Annotated in this window: 2 protein-coding genes; both read left to right on the top strand. The window is 64.3% G+C overall.

The window, feature by feature from the left end; translation table 11 throughout:
• The first annotated feature begins 38 nt into the window (after positions 1-38).
• Positions 39-14,885, top strand: coding sequence for an SDR family NAD(P)-dependent oxidoreductase (locus E4O98_RS02560; protein WP_248134079.1), 14,847 nt, complete (start codon positions 39-41; stop codon positions 14,883-14,885).
• Positions 14,886-14,917: 32 nt separating this feature from the next.
• Positions 14,918-16,177, top strand: coding sequence for an NADH:flavin oxidoreductase/NADH oxidase family protein (locus E4O98_RS02565; protein ID WP_032877027.1), 1,260 nt, complete (start codon positions 14,918-14,920; stop codon positions 16,175-16,177).
• Positions 16,178-16,201: the final 24 nt, after the last annotated feature.

Below are 16,201 nucleotides of genomic sequence, written 5' to 3' on the forward strand. Positions count from 1 at the left end.
GCGGCACCAGTGCAAGGGTGCTGCAGGGCCTGGATAGCTTGGGTGTCGAGGTAGGGCAGTACGCCTACACCGACCTGTCGCGGGCGTTTTTGATGCACGCCCAGACGGCTTATGGCGAGGGGCGGTCTTACCTGGATTACCGCATCCTGGATGTGGAGAAAGACCTGGTGCAGCAGGGCCTGGAACTGGGCAGCTATGATGTGGTGATCGCGACCAATGTCCTGCATGCCACCGCCGATATTCGTCAAGTGGTCGAGCACGCCAAGGCAGCGCTGAAGACGGATGGCTGGTTGTTGTTGAACGAGCTGAGCCAGGCGTCACTGTTCAGTCACCTGACCTTCGGCCTGCTGGAGGGCTGGTGGCGTTATCGCGACGAGGCGTTGCGGCTGCCGGGTACGCCGGGCTTGTCCAGTGAGCGCTGGCAACAGGTGCTGGAAGAGGCGGGTTATCGCGGGGTGATGTTCCCGTGCCAGGCGTTTCATGGGCTGGGACAGCAAGTGGTGATGGCGCGCAGTGATGGAGTGGTGCGCCATGCCCGGGAACCGCAGGCAACGCCTGCACCTGCACCTTCGGCCGAGAGTCACGCGCCAGTGTCAGCGCCTGCCAGGCGCGCCGAGGATGGGCGGCTCCTGCTGCTGGCATCGGTACGCGAATTGGTCGCCAGCAGCCTGCAATTTGAACTGGGCGACATTCGCGACGATGAACCGTTCGCCGATTACGGCGTGGACTCAATCACTGGCGTGGCGCTGGTTCGCCAGCTGAATGCACGCCTGGCAATTGACCTGCACACGACGTGCCTCTTCGATTACCCGAGTATCAACCGGCTCGTCGACTACATGCTGGGCCAATACCCGCAGTTCGCAACGCCTGCAACCGAGCCTACGGACGCCTTGCCGGTAACCCCGCCGACTGGCGAGCCGGCACAGCCAGCGGTTGATGACCAAGCCATTGCCATTGTCGGTATCAGTGGGCGGTTCCCGCAGTCCCGAGATCTGGATGCCTTCTGGGAGCACCTGGCGGCTGGTGCCGACCTGGTCAGTACCGTGCAACGTTGGGACCCTCGGCATTGCTATGCCGGCGCAGACCAGGGCTGCGACCGCGGTGGCTTCATTGAGAGGATCGATGAGTTTGATCCACTGTTTTTCAATATTTCGCCTCTTGAGGCGACCTATATGGACCCTCAGCAACGTCTGTTCCTGCAGGAAGCCTGGAACGCGCTGGCCGATGCCGGGTGCCTGGGCGAACAGCGCCGCGCCGAGGTGAGTGTCTACGTCGGGTGCGAACAGGGCGACTATGACCAGCTGTTCGATGACATGCCGCCACCCCAGTCGTTCTGGGGCAATGCCCCCTCGATCGTGCCGGCACGCATAGCCTACTACCTGGACTTGCAAGGGCCGGCCATCACCGTCGATACCGCTTGCTCCAGCGCGCTGGTGGCCATCCACATGGCCTGCCAGAGCCTGCTTGCCGGCGATACAAAGGTGGCCTTGGCGGGTGGGGTTTTCATTCAGTCCACACCTGCGTTTTACCAAAAGGCCAACCGGGCAAGCATGCTGTCGCTCACTGGCGCCTGCCATACCTTCGACAGCCGGGCGGACGGCTTCGTCCCTGGCGAAGGGGCAGGCGCGGTGGTGCTCAAACGCCTCGCCGATGCCCTGGCTGATCGCGATCACATCCATGGGTTGATCCGCGGTTCCGGTATCAATCAGGACGGCGCCAGCAATGGCATTACTGCACCGAGCGCGTTGTCCCAGCAGCGTCTGCATGAGTCGGTCTATGCACGCTATGGCATTGACCCGGCCACCGTGCAGTTGGTCGAAGCCCATGGCACCGGGACGCGCCTGGGTGACCCGATCGAATTCCAGGCGCTCAAGGGGGCGTTCTCCCGTTACACCCAGCGCAAGGGTTACTGCGCGATCGGTTCGGTGAAGTCGAACATGGGGCACGCCGCCACCGCCGCCGCCATGGCAGGACTGTTCAAGGTCCTGTTGGCGATGCGGCATCGGCAACTGCCGCCGTCCTTGCATTTCCAACACACCAACCCGGCCATCGATTTCGCCGACAGCCCCTTTTTCCTCAATCAGCACCTGGGCGATTGGCCCGCGATTGACGGGGCCCCGCGCCGCGCCGCGATCAGTTCTTTCGGGTTCAGCGGCACCAATGCCCATATGGTCCTGGAGCAGCCACCCCTGCGCGTCCACCAGGCCAGTCTGGTGCCGGCGGTACTGATCGTGCTCGATGCACGCACCCGCGAACAACTGCACCAGCGCATGGCGGACCTGTTGGCGTTATGTGAGCGGGACGCGTCATTCGCAGTCGTAGACATGAGCTACAGCCTGCTCACCGGGCGCCAGCGTTTCGAGCAGCGTTTCCATGTTGTGGTCGCGGACCGCGCCGAATTGATCGCTGCGCTGCGCAGAGGCATGCCGGCTGACACGGCCGATCTGGCCGAAGCACACCAGCGCCGATTGCAAGGCTTGTCTGCTCGCGCCACGGGTCAGTCTCTGTACTACTTGCAGCAGTTGGCTGTATTTGCCGATGCCTGGGCAGCCGGCCAGGCAGTGGACTTCGCACCGCTGTTCGACGCCCTGGATTGCCAGCGCATGCCCCTGCCGGGCTACCCCTTTGCTCGGGAGCGTTATTGGGTAGTGGAGGCGATGCCCGCCCAGGACAAGGCTACCCATCCGCTGTCGGCCGCCATGATGCCCAATGACGGGGCGGCCATGGTCTTGCGCCTGGAGGGTGACGAATACTTCCTTGATCAACACCGCATCAACGGCGAGCCGGTGGTGCCCGGGGTGGCTTTTCTGGAGGTGCTCGCCCTTGCACGTGCTGCACATACACCTTTGACACCACTGAGCCTGATCAACCTGGTATGGCAGGCACCCTTGCGCGTGGTCTCGGAGCCCGTCGAGGTACGGGTGACACTCGATGTTCAGAGCCGACACACAGGGCTTGGCGGTGTTGAGGTCCACTCCGGGCACCCTGCGCAGGTGCACTGCGCCGGCCACTACGCTGCGCCGGCCACCGCACCCGCTGCGCTTGATCTGGCCGCCCTGCGTGAGGCCTGCCGAACGGCACCTCATTCAGCACATGACTGTTACCGGCACTTCACTGGCCTGGGGGTGGATTACGGGGTGAATTTTCGCTGCCTGGTGGAGTACGCCGCCAGCGCCGATATCGACCATCCGCAGCAACTGTTGGTGCGCTTGGCGCGCAACCCCGGTGCGACCCCCAACACCGGCTGGCTGCTCGAACCAGGCCTGACTGATTCGGCGCTGCAGGCCGCCGCCCACTGGCTGGCGCGCGATTGGCCGGAGCCGCGGGCGCTGGTGCCGTTTTCCCTGGAGCGCCTGGATGTGTTCAGTGCCGCTGAACCGGTATGGGCGTATGCAGTGCGCCGCCAGGCGGCAGGTTGGGCGAGCGTTCCGGCCGTGGATATTCAACTGGCCGATGCCAACGGCACGATCTGTGCGCAATTGCAGGGGTTGAGTTTTCGCGCCCTACCGCCACCGCAGCATCCCGGCGGTACTTCGCTGGATGCCGGGGAGAGCACCCTGTGGACGGGGGACTGGCAGCCTCGCGAGGCCACCATGGCGTTACCTGATTCTGTTGGAGAGCGCCTGTTGATGGTGGCCGCCGCGCCGCAGCGACTGCTGATGGAGCAGGCGCTGCACGGCTTGCCCTGGCATTCGCTGGTGGAGAGTGAATGGCCTGTGGGCGAGGGCTATACCCAGGCCGCGATTTCGTTGATCACACACTTGCAGGCGCACCTGCGCAAGGCTGACGGCCGGCCGTTGCACGTGCAACTGCTGGTGGAGCCACATGGGCCTTGGGCACTTTTCGAAGGCCTGGCGGCTATTCTCGAAACGGCGGCATTGGAGAACCCGGCGCTGACGGTCCAGTGCCTGCTGGTGGAGATCCAGGCGCCATCGGCGTCGCTTGTGAATGTCGTGAATCAGGCGCTGGCCCTGGGCGATCCACGCTTACGCTGGTGTGACGGGCAGTGGCAGAGCTTTGTCTGGCGCCAGTTGCCGAGCGGCCCCGGTGTTGTGCCCTGGAAGGCGACCGGGGTCTATTTGATTACCGGGGGCGCAGGCGGCATGGGCCAGGTGCTGGCCGAAGAGATTTTCCGCCATGCACCCGGGGCGACCCTGGTGCTGGCCACGCATCGGCCAACAACGCTAGAGGGCTTGGCGCACTTACACCCCGCATTCAATCGCTTGCGTGAGCGTGGGGCGCGGGTCGAAGTGGTCACCCTGGAGGTCAGCGATCGGCTGGCCACCCAGGCCCTGGTCGAACGGATCCTTGAGCGTTATGGGCGGCTGGATGGCGTGGTGCATAACGCGGGGGTGACACGCGACGCTTACCTGTTGCAAAAGACCGCCGAAGACGTGCGCGAGGTGTTTGCGCCCAAGGTCCAGGGCGTGTTGAACCTCGATGCGGCCACCGCTGAGGTGGTGCTCGATTTCTTCCTGGTGTCTTCGTCCATCAGCGCGCAGTTGGGCAATGTCGGTCAAGCCGACTACGCAGCGGCCAACTGCTTTATGGATGGGGTCGTGCGCGCGCGCCAACGTCAAGCCGAGCAGGGCCTGCGACACGGCCTGAGCATGGCTGTGGATTGGGGATATTGGGCCGACGGCGGCATGCGTATCGATGCGTTGTCCCTGGGCTTGCTCAAGCAGGCCTGGGGCCTTCTGCCTATGCCACGCGACGCCGGGTTGCACGCGCTTTATCAGGCGTTCAAGCACCGCCAGGCGAACACGCTGGTGCACTACGGCGTTGCATCGAGTGTGCGGCGTCTGCTGACGCCGACGACGCATCGTGTCGAGCCGCTCGAGCAGTGGCTGCTGGCCAACGTGGCAGCGCTGACCGGCGTGCCCGTAGCTGACATTGACCTGCAGCAGCCGTTTGCCGATTACGGCTTCGACCTGCCTATGCGCCAGGCCCTGGTGCAGCGCCTGAGCGAGACACGTGACCTGGCAGGGCAGGGCGCCCGCCTTTTGCGCTGCGAATGCCTCCAGGCTTTGCTCGACCATATCGTGCAGCCGCCTCTTACCGATTTGACGGAGAAGACTCCCGCCATGGATACACGCGACGACAGCCAGACCCGACACGCCAGGGATTTCATTATCGGACTGCTCAGGACCGTGTTGGTGACCGTGACCCGGGTCAGCCCGGCCCAGCTCCAGGATGACCGGCATTTCGAACACTACGGCATTGACTCGCTGATGGTCATCCAGATGACCGCCGAGTTGGAAAAGTCCTTTGGCTCCTTATCCAAGACCTTGTTCTTTGAACACAGCTCGATCAAAGAGCTGGCCGATTACTTTACGCGCAGGCATGCCGAGCGGCTCGGCGAACTGGCCGGTAGTGGGCCCGTGGCTCCGGCTCCTACGGTCGCCGAGTCGACGCCCGTAGCGCCCGTGAACGCACTGCCGGACGCCTCGCTCGCGCAGCCGATCGCCATTGTCGGCCTCAGCGGCCGCTACCCCAAGGCTGAGGACTTGCAGGCATTCTGGCGTAACCTGGCCGAGGGTGTCGATTGTGTCACTGAAGTGCCGGCCGAACGTTGGAGCCTGGGCGACCTGGCGCAACCGGGACGCTTGCCCGGCGGTAAGACCCTGAGTCGGTGGGGAGGCTTCCTGGATGACGTGGACAAGTTCGACCCGCTGTTTTTCAACATCTCACCCCACGACGCCGAATACATGGACCCTCAGGAGCGTGTGTTCCTGGAGTGCGCCTACGCGACCTTTGAGGATGCCGGCATGGCCTTGGGCCTGCGTAGCCCCGGTGCATTGCGGCGCACCGGTGTCTATGTAGGGGTCATGTACCAGGAGTACCAACTGTTCGGTGCCGAGCAAACCTTGCTGGGGCGCCCTATGGCGTTGTCCGGCAGCAGTGCGTCGATCGCCAACCGGGTGTCCTGGAGCCTCGGGCTCAGTGGTCCCAGCCTGGCTGTGGATTCGATGTGTTCGGCGTCGCTGACGGCGATCCATCTGGCGTGCCAGGGCATTCGCAGCGGTGACTGCGACGTGGCACTGGCAGGCGGCGTCAACGTCAGCGTGCACCTCAACAAATACTTGGGCCTGGCCCAGGGGAATTTTGCCTCCAGCCAGGGGCGCTGCCAGAGTTTCGGTGAGGGCGGCGATGGGTATGTCCCGGCCGAGGGGGTCGGTGCGGTCTTGCTCAAGTCCTTGAGCCAGGCGGTGGCCGATGGCGATCGTATCTACGGCGTGATACGTGGCAGCCAGATTAACCATGGTGGCAAGGCCAATGGATTCACCGTACCCAACCCCAATGCCCAAGCCGATGTGATCACCCAGGCGTTGGCCGCCGCCGGCGTAGACGCCGCCGATGTGGGCTATGTCGAGGCCCATGGGACTGGTACGGCCCTGGGCGATCCTATCGAACTGGCGGGCCTGGCCAAGGCTTACCGGCACTACACCGGCCAGACAGCGTTCTGCGCGTTGGGCTCGGTCAAATCCAACCTCGGTCATTGCGAAAGTGCTGCCGGCATCGCCGGCCTGACCAAAGTCCTGTTGCAAATGCAAAAGGGCCAGTTGGTGCCTTCGCTGCACAGTGAGGTACTCAACCCGGCCATCGATTTTGCCCAGTCACCCTTCGTAGTCCAGCGCCACTTGGCGCCCTGGCCGCGACGGGTGCGCCGCGTAGAGGGCGTCACCGAGGAGCGCCCACGCCTGGCCGGGTTATCGTCCTTCGGCGCCGGCGGTTCGAATGCACACTTGATCATCGAGGAATACCTGGCGCCGACGCAGCCTGAGTCGCAAAGCCGGCAGCCACTGCCGGTGGCCGTTCTGTTGAGCGGCGCCAACGCCGAGCGCCTGCAAGCCTCGGCCCGGCGCCTCCTGGCATTTTGCGCCGCGCCAGAAGCGCACGACCTGTCCCTGCACGACCTGGCCTATACCCTGCAAACCGGTCGAGAAGCGCTCAACGCGCGGCTGGGGTTCCTGGCACATTCTATCGACGATGTGCAGGCGTGTTTGCGCGAGTATCTGCAAGGGGCGCTGACATCCGGGCGTGTGCAGGTCGGGTCGGCCCGGCAGGATGAGAACCCGCTGGTTCGGCTGTTGGGCGAAGACGATCTGTCGGCCATGGTTGCGCAATGGGCGGCCACCGGGCAGCAGGACAAACTGTTGGCACTGTGGGTCAGCGGCGGCGATATCGACTGGCAGGCGCTGTTGCCCGGACGCTGGGGCAGGATCATTTCCTTGCCAGGCTATCCGTTTGCCCGCGAACGCTTTTGGTACACGGGGATCAATTCCGATATCGGCCAGCAGCACCCTCGCAGCCCCGGTGTGCAAGCGGCACCGCTCAGCGTGCTCAACTGTTCCGACCTGACGGGCCTGGGCTTTACCTGCCAGGTCAGTGGGCGAGACAGCTTTCTCGCCGATCATCACGTCCAAGGCAAGGCCATGATGGCGGGCTCCGCGTTTCTGGAACTGGCGCGAAAAGCAGCAGTAGCGGTGGCCACGCCTGACCAGCAGGGCGCCTTGGTGCGCCTGAGCGATGTGGTGTGGTTGGCACCCCTGGTGCTGGAAGACGGCGATGCACAACTGCGGGTACGCCTGTTTCCCGATGACACCGCACGTGTGCGTTTTGAGATCGCCACGAGCGGCGCCCAGGCACAGGCGCTCAACGTACGAGGTGTCATTGAACAGGTGCCCATGCCGACCCGTCCCCAGGTGGACCTACCCGCCTTGCTCGCGCGGCTACGCAGCAGCGCCGACTTCCATGAGCGTAACCCCGGACAGCTCTACGACGCCTATGCAGGCCTGGGCATCGATTATGGCGCAACGCACCGTTGCCTCAGCGCGGTGTATGTCGGCGACGGGCACGCCCTGGCCCTGATCGAGTGGCCTGCAGCGCAGCCGTTCGAGGCGAGTTACGGCCTGCACCCGTCAATGTTGGATGCGGCGCTGCAAGCGACGCGCGTATTGAGCGACGAAAGCGCACTACTGCAAGTGCCTTTCGCCCTGGACCAGTTGCAGGTGTTTGCTGCGTGTGAACCGCGCATGTGGGTACAGGTTAACCGCGACCCACAGCGCGAGAGTTATGACCTTGAGTTGTTCGATGAGCTCGGCTGGTTGTGCGCCAGCCTGCGCGGCCTGAAGGTTCGACAGTGGGCGCCGCCCGGTAATGGGGGGCTTGTCGAGGGGGACGAAGAGGTCGGGCTGCCGGCTGGCGAGCTGCTACTGGTGCCGCAGTGGAGCCCGTTGGCCATGCAGGCCGTCACTGCCTCGCCGACGGCCACACTGGTCATCGGTGCCGATGCTTCGCAACTGCGCAGCCTGGAGGGCGCGCAGGGGCCGTTGCTCAGTTGTGCGTCGGTACCCTCGGACAGTGTCGAGCAGTGGGTGACGCGGTTCCAGGGGTTGCCGGCCTTCGATCGCCTGGTGCTAGTCATCCCACCGAGTGCCGCCCGGCACGCGGGCGATGAATGCCTGATCGATGAACAGCACGCGTGCGCCCTGGAGCAGCTGCGTATCGTGCAAGCGTTGCTGCGTTGCGGGTTTGACAAGCGTGCGCTGCATTATGTGGTGGTGACTCGCGACGCTTGGACGCCCCATGACGCCCAACCCGTACACGCCGCCGTCCACGGCCTGGCGGGCAGTCTCGCCAAGGAGATGCCGCATTGGACGGTACAGGCCGTAGATCTGGCGCATCAGGAGCGTCTGGCCCCCACACATTTGGCGGTGATGCCCGTTGACCCTGCGCATACCTCGCGGCGCCTGCGCGATGGCGTCTGGGAGGGCCGGCAGTTGCTGCTTCATCGGCCGCAGGCGTCCGCGCAGCCGGCTTATCGCAGCAACGGCGTGTATGTGGTGATTGGCGGCAGTGGCGGCATCGGCCAGGTGTGGACCGAAAGCGTGGCTCGCGAGCACGCCGCCCAGGTGGTCTGGTTGGGGCGCCGGGCATTGGATGCTTCCATTCAGGCAGCCCTTGATCAGGTCGCGCTGCACGGCCCACGTCCGTTTTACATGAGCGTCGATGCCACAGATGCCGGGCAGTTGCAACAAGCCTGCGAGCAGATCCTGAGCCGCTTCGGCCGTATCGATGGCCTGGTGCATTCAGCCATCGTGCTGGACGACCGCAGCCTGGCGAATATGAGCGAAGACCAACTGCGGCGCAGTTTGCAGGCCAAAGTCGATATCAGTGTACGCATGGCCCAGGTGTTCGGTGGCCAGGCACTGGATTTCGTGTTGTTCTTTTCGTCCTTGATCGCCTTCACGCGTAATGCCGGGCAAGCCAACTACGCGATGGGGTGCGTGTTCAAAGATGCCCTGGCGCGGCGCTGGGGAAGCAGCGGGTCGGTACCGGTCAAAACGTTGAACTGGGGCTATTGGGGGAGCATCGGCGTGGTGTCGTCAGCGGCCTACCGGCAACGCATGGAGCGTGAAGGCATTGGCTCCATCGAGCCGCGTGAGGCCATGCAGGCGGTGCGCACGTTGCTGGCCAGCCCACTGGACCAGATGGCATTCATCAAGACGTTGCGGCCGATCACCCTGGACGGCAATGCCGAGGCCGATCAGTGGGTCAGCCAGGCAATGGTAGCCAACGGGCCTTTGCACATTGAGGCTGATGTGGCGCAGTGGGTAGCTGCCGATGGTGCGCACGCTGCGGCCTTGCAAGACAAATACCGCCGCGACGCACAGCGCGAACGACTGCCGCAATGCCAGGTACTTTTGGTGCAATTGCAGGCAGCCGGGCTGTTCGACCAACCCACACCGCAGACCACCCAAGCCCTGTATCAGCGCTTGCAGGAACGCTCCAGCGGGACGGTAGGTGTCGATCCTCGTTGGCTGGCCCACAGCCTGCGCTGGCTGGCCGATGAGGGCTGGCTGGCCACTGATGGCGACACTTGGCGCGTGCAGCGCGTGGTGGCCGCCGAGAGTGCCTGGGCCGCCTGGGACAGTGCGTTGCGCGAGGCCGAGGGCGACGCCGACCGGCGTGCCCAGGCGCAGTTGGTTGACGCCTGCCTGCGCGCCTTGCCTGCGGTGCTGAGTGGGCGCCTGCGTGCGACCGAGGTGATGTTCCCCGAGGGTTCCATGGCGCGGGTCGAGGGCATCTACAAGCACAATGCGGTGTCCGACTATTTCAACGAGGTGATCACCCAGGCGGTGCTGGCGCGGGTACGCGCCGGTCACCAGGCCGGGGCGGCACCGGTGCGCATCCTTGAGATCGGCGCCGGCACCGGCGGCACCAGTGCAAGGGTGCTGCAGGGCCTGGATAGCTTGGGTGTCGAGGTGGGGCAGTACGCCTACACCGACCTGTCGCGGGCGTTTTTGATGCACGCTCAGACGGCTTATGGCGAGGGGCGGTCTTACCTGGATTACCGCATCCTGGATGTGGAGAAAGACCTGGTGCAGCAGGGCCTGGAACTGGGCAGCTATGATGTGGTGATCGCGACCAATGTCCTGCATGCCACCGCCGATATTCGTCAAGTGGTCGAGCACGCCAAGGCAGCGCTGAAGACGGATGGCTGGTTGTTGTTGAACGAGCTGAGCCAGGCGTCACTGTTCAGTCACCTGACCTTCGGCCTGCTGGAGGGCTGGTGGCGTTATCGCGACGAGGCGTTGCGGCTGCCGGGTACGCCGGGCTTGTCCAGTGAGCGCTGGCAACAGGTGCTGGAAGAGGCGGGTTATCGCGGGGTGATGTTCCCGTGCCAGGCGTTTCATGGGCTGGGACAGCAAGTGGTGATGGCGCGCAGCAACGGGGTCGTGCAGGTGCCTCGGCGTGTCAGCCAACCAGCGGCGCCGAAGGTGGCTTTGGCCGCCCAGCCTGCTGCTGCGCTGCAACACGGCGTGGCGGCACCGGTACCGGCCGCGGCCGCGGATCAATTTACCCAGGTGCGCCAGGAAGTCATGGCCAGTGTGGCCAAGGCATTGAAGGTCGCCCTGGAGGTGATCGATCCACAGGAGTCATTCTCCGATTACGGGCTTGACTCGATCACCGGCGTCAACCTGGTACGGGTATTGAATGAGCGCCTGGGCATCGACCTGGGCACTACGGCACTCTTCGACTTTTCTACCGCCACGCGTCTGGCCCGGCATATTGTCGAGCAACATGGCGCGCACTTACCGCAGCCCGCGGTGACACGTGCGGCAGCCGCACCGGTCGCGCCCTTGGCCGTTGCAGTGCCGACAGCGTCCTCGCCTGCCGCCGCCCCGGCGCCAAGGGTTCAGTCGCCCGAGTCCTTCGTGCGAGAACCCATTGCCATCATTGGTATGAGCGGCCGCTTTCCCGGCGCCGAATCCCTCGAGCAATTATGGGAACATCTGGCCCAAGGCCGCGACCTGACCACCCCGGTCGAGCGCTGGGACCTGCGCGGCTCCCAGGCCGATGTGTCAGGAAAGGGCCTGTGCCAGCGCGGTGGCCTGTTATCCCGGATCGATGAGTTCGACGCGTCGTTCTTTAATATCTCTGGCCTTGAAGCCACTTGCATGGATCCGCAGCAGCGGCTGTTCCTCGAGCAGGCCTGGACGGCACTGGAAGATGCCGGCTACGTAGGGCAGGCGACTGAGGGGCAACCGGTGGGGGTTTATGTAGGCGCCAGTGCCAGCGACTATCGCAGCCTGTTCGCTGAAGCTGCGCCCGCGCAAGCCTTCTGGGGCAACGCCAGCTCGATCATTCCTGCACGTATCGCCTACCATCTGGATTTACAGGGCCCGGCCATTGCCGTGGATACCGCCTGTTCCAGTTCGCTCGTCGCGATCCACCTGGCATGCCAGGCGCTCTGGACCGAGGAGATCGACATGGCCCTGGCCGGCGGTGTGTTCGTGCAGTCAACCGCCGGGTTTTATCAGGCGGCGCAAACCGCCGGCATGCTCTCGCCCAGCGGGCATTGTCACGCGTTCGATGCGCGTGCCGACGGTTTCGTCCCCGCCGAAGGCGTCGGTGTGCTGATCCTCAAGCGCCTTCGCCAGGCGCAGGCGGATGGCGATTATATTCATGGCGTGATCAGTGGTATTGGCAGTAACCAGGATGGCGCCAGCAATGGCATCACTGCGCCGAGCGCGCAATCCCAGGAGCGGCTGATTCGCCAGGTGCACCGTGACTTCGCGATTGAGCCGGGTACGATTTCGATGGTGGAGGCCCATGGGACGGGTACACCGCTGGGCGACCCGATCGAATTCGAAGGCTTGACGCGAGCGTTCGCCCGACCTGGGCAGCAGGCAGGCTACTGTGCCCTGGGGTCGATCAAATCCAACCTTGGGCATTGTGTGACTGCGGCCGGAGTCGCCGGTGTGCTGAAGGTGGCGCTGGCGCTGCGCCACGGCCAGTTGCCTCCGGCAGCAGGTTTCACCCAGGCCAATGCGGCCATCGCCGTTCAGGGCAGCCCCTTTTATGTGCCGGATCAACTGCGTCCCTGGGCCACACTCGACGGTGTGCCACGGCGTGCCTCGGTCAGCTCCTTCGGGTTCAGCGGTACCAACGCTCACCTGGTGATGGAGCAGGCGCCGCTTCCACAACAGCGCGGCGCGTCCGGGGCCGGGCCCTGGCTGGTAGTGCTGTCGGCGCGCTCCGCGCAGCAATTGCGCGAGCAGGCGAGCAATCTGGCTGCCCACTGTGTGGCCGTGCAACGGTTGGACATGGCAGCGATGGCCTATACGCTGATGGCGGGGCGCAAGCACCACGAATGGCGCCTGGCCATGGTCACCCATGACGCCGGGCAATTGCAGCAAAGTCTTGAAGGCTGGTTGCAGGGGCGCGACGAGGCGACGGTGCACAGCGGGCATTGGGACGTACGCCGTTTCGTTGAACAACAGGAGGTGCTGCAGGCGGCCCGCGAGTGCCTGATTCGTCTGATGGGCAATCGCGATCAATCGACACGTGGCGAGGCATTGACCTCCCTGGCGCAAGCGTTTGTACAAGGGTATGAGCTGGATTATTCCAGCCTGTTCATGGCCGATGAGCGGCGTCGCGTGCCATTGCCAACCTATCCGTTCTTGCGTCAGTCCTATTGGGTATCGGCGCCCGAGGTCGAGGAGCCGACGGCGGTACCGGCAGAGGAGGTGGCGGGCCAGTGGTTGTTCTGCGCGGAGCAATGGCGGGCTCACGACCTGCCGAGCAACTTTGACTGGGCAGCAAGCATCAAGGCCAGGTCTGGCGCGCGCGTGGCGGTGGTCACCCGTGAACAAGCGCGTTTCGATGCCTTCAGCCAACTGCTCTGCACGCTGTGGGCGCAGGCAGGGAGCCCGCCGCCGTCCGTCCAGCGCCTGCTGCCGGATGCACTGCCGGCTCGGGGGGCGTTACCCGAGGTGATCTTCTTCATCGGTGAGAACTCCAGCGACGGGAGGGCGTCGCCACCCGGAGGGTTGGACGCGATCAAGCAAGTGTTGGAGGTCAGCCGGCATCTGATGGCGACCGATTGGGAGCATGCCGTGGAGTGCTTCCACGTGTATCGCGCAAGCGGTTCCGGCAGCGACTGTGACGCCCAGGCAATCAGCGGTTTTGCGGCTTCCGCGAGCCTGGAGAATGCTCGGCACGGCTGGACGTTATTGGAATGTGACGCCGTGGCCGGCCCCGCCAGCGATTTACAGCTGATTGTGCGTGAATGGCTGGCCGCCGACCGTCAGGGCAGTGCGCCAGCCGTGGTCAAGTACCAGGGTACCCAGCGTTTGCGCCGGCTATTGGTTCAGCGTGAGGCGGCTGAGGCGCAAGCCCCGCGCTTTCGCCGCGATGGCCATTACCTGGTAGTGGGCGGGCTGGGGCCGGTGGGCGAGTTGTTGTGCCAGGAACTGGCGGGCACCTTCCAGGCGCGCCTGAGCATCGTCTCGCGCTCGGCGCCGAACGCCGAGCAACAGGCTCGCTGCGATGTGCTGCGCGCATTGGGCGCCACGGTCGATTACAGCAGCGTCGACATCACTGACCTGCCGGCGCTGCAACAGGTGGTCGAGCGTCGCGTGCAGGCGGCCGGGCCTTTGCAGGGTGTGATTCACTTGGCGCGGCTAGTGGATGACGGCTTGATTGTGGCCAAGCAGTGGGAGGCGTTCGAACGCTCGATTGGGGCCAAGGTCAAGGGCACGATAAACCTGGATCTGGCCACTGCCGATCAACCCCTGACGTTTTTCACCGTGTTTTCGTCCATGGCGGCCTATGGCATCCGTGGTTCAGCCGATTACGGGTATGCCGCCGCGTTCCAGAATGCTTTCGTGCGCTACCGTCAGACGCTTGAGCGCCAGGGCAAGCGTCATGGCGTATCGAGTGCTTGCACCTGGGGTGCCTGGTGCGTGGATCGATACATGCCGGCCAATCGCCCGGCGCATTTGCAGGCCCTTGGGTTAGGGCTGATCGACATGCAGTCGGCGTTCGAGTACCTGCATACCGGCGCCGAACCGGGTGTGGTCGGCGCGATGAAAGTGCTCGATCCGGCCCTGGCCTGTCGCGGTCTGGGCATCGAACCTTTACCCGCGTCGAGTGTGCCGCCGGCTGGCGATGCCATCGGCTTGCACGCCCAACTGCACGCCTGGGAACAGGCGTGCGAGGCCGGGGCGACGCCGGATGCCGCGCAATGGTGCAAAGTGCTCAGCCGTTTTGAACTCGACGCTCTGGATGAGGCGACCATTGACCGTCTCGACCGCTTGTTCTTCCCCAGCGCACCCCGGCCGGCAACGGTCGGCGCGGGTGCACTGCTTGAGCAAGTGCGCGAAGTGATTGAGCGGGTGCTGGTGGTTGATGAGCCTGACCTGGACACCGCGTTTTCCCGGTATGGCATGGACTCGGTGGGCGCCATGCAGGTGTCTTCGGCATTGAGTCGGGCCTTGGGTTGGCTGGTGGAGCCGCGCTGGCTGGTACAGCACGCCACCATTCGTGCCCTGGCCGAATTCCTGCAAAGCCGGAACGAGGCCGCCACCCAATGACCGATCACTCTTCACTCTCAAGGAATGTGACCATGGACCAGAGTCCAGCGCTGCCCGATCTGGGCAGCTCCTTCGTGCTGCCCAATGGCGTGCGCCTGAAAAACCGCCTGGTCAAGGCCGCCATGAGCGAACAGCTCGGAGATCGACGCCATGATCCAGGGTCTGGCATGGAGAACCTCTACCGCCAGTGGGCACAGGGCGGCATAGGTTTGTCGATATCCGGCAACATCATGGTCGATCGCAATGCCATCGGCGAGTTGAGAAACGTCGTGCTGGATGCCCACAGCGACCTGAATGCATTCCGGCGCTGGGCCCTGGCAGGCAGTAGCCATGGCACGCACCTATGGGCCCAACTCAACCATCCGGGCAAGCAGATCATCAAGCTGCTGTGCGACGAGCCGGTGGCGCCATCGGCCATCAGCCTGGGCAGCGGGCTGGAAAAACACTTCAATTGCCCGCGCGCACTGACTGAGGACGGCATCGAAAAGATCATTGCGCAGTTCGCCACCAGTGCGCGACTGGCCAAGGTCGTCGGGTTCACTGGCGTGCAGATCCACGCGGCCCATGGCTATCTGATCAACCAGTTCCTGTCACCGCTGCACAATCAGCGTAGCGACCAGTGGGGCGGGAGCCTGGCCAACCGCATGCGCTTTTTGGTCCGGGTCTACCAGGCGATCCGCAGCGTGGTGGGTGACGCGTTTCCAGTGGGGATCAAACTCAACTCGGCGGACTTCATGCGGGGTGGCTTTACCGAAGAGGAGTCGTTGCAGGTGGTGGTAGCCCTTGGCAATTTGGGGCTCGATCAACTGGAAATATCCGGCGGCACCTACGAAAGCCCGGTGATGGTCGGCAACCAGGCCGCCAGCACCCGCGAGCGCGAAGCCTACTTTCTCAATTACGCGGCCAGGGTGCGCGAGGTCAGTACGCTGCCGTTGGTAGTCACCGGTGGTTTCCGCTCTGGCGCTGCGATGACCGCGGCGCTGCGAGACGCGGCCACCGACTTCATTGGGCTGGCACGTCCACTGGCGCTGGAGCCGGACATGCCGGTCAAGCTGTTGTCCGAAGCCACTTACCGTGTCGACCTGCGGCCCTTGAGTACAGGCTTTGCCGCCCTGGACCGCATCGCGACGCTCGATGTGTCGTGGTACGAACATCAATTGCAACGTATGGCCCGCCACCAGTTGCCTAAGCCCGGCCTGAGCGAGTGGCTCAGCCTGGGCAAGACCCTGCTGGATTTTGCCGCCTGCGCCAGGAAAAAGCGCAGTACGCAGTGCTCAACCTATAAGCGCTGATAGGTGGCAGCCCTCGGGCACTCT

The organism is Pseudomonas sp. W2Jun17 (assembly GCF_023127795.1).
GTDB lineage: Bacteria > Pseudomonadota > Gammaproteobacteria > Pseudomonadales > Pseudomonadaceae > Aquipseudomonas > Aquipseudomonas synxantha_A.

Excerpts from the sequence above, each read along its gene's own strand:
- E4O98_RS02565 (WP_032877027.1), top strand. The coding sequence starts at position 14,918 with ATGGACCAGAGTCCAGCGCTGCCCGATCTGGGCAGCTCCTTCGTGCTG.